Annotated in this window: 1 protein-coding gene; it reads left to right on the forward strand. The window is 39.4% G+C overall.

Annotated features, from left to right (window positions below; all coding sequences use genetic code 11):
* On the forward strand, nt 1-670 hold a 670-nt coding region (locus HUS61_RS21175), incomplete at both ends, for an IS630 family transposase (RefSeq protein ID WP_175083685.1).

Consider the following 670-nt stretch of genomic DNA (forward strand, 5'->3'; position numbering starts at 1 on the left):
GATTTAGATAGTATCTCGTATGAAACAATACGGAGACGTCTTAAAGAGAATGCACTAAAACCATGGCAAAAAAAGATGTGGTGTGTGGCGACAATGGATGCTGAATATATCGCGCGAATGGAACATGTGCTCGAGTTATATGCTGAGCCAGCAGATGAGTTAAATCCCATAATTAACTTTGATGAGGCGATGAAACAACTTGTAGATGATACTCGACCGGCACAACCAATGAAGCCGGGGCAGACTAAGCGGTTAGATTATGAATATAAACGTGTAGGTGTGGCCAACTTATTTGTATTCTTCGATCGCCATCGAGGGTGGCGGCATGTTAAAGCAACAGAAAGAAAGACGAAAATTGACTTTGCTAATTGTATGAGGGATTTAGTTGATCTCCATTATCCACATGCGAACAAAATAAAAGTTGTATTAGATAACCTATCAACTCATACAGAAGGAGCGTTATATAAAGCATTTTCTCCACAGGAAGCACGCCGGATTTTAAATAAACTAGAATTACATTACACACCAAAACACGCGAGTTGGTTGAATATGGTCGAGATAGAAATTGGTAATATGAATAAGCAATGTTTAGATAGACGTATAGCAAGTATGGAAGAACTAAAGACAGAACTCGCGGCCTGGGAATGGAGCAGGAATAAAGAAAGAACAA

Origin of the sequence: Pseudoalteromonas sp. 0802 (assembly GCF_013350085.1) — a bacterium.
GTDB lineage: Bacteria > Pseudomonadota > Gammaproteobacteria > Enterobacterales > Alteromonadaceae > Pseudoalteromonas.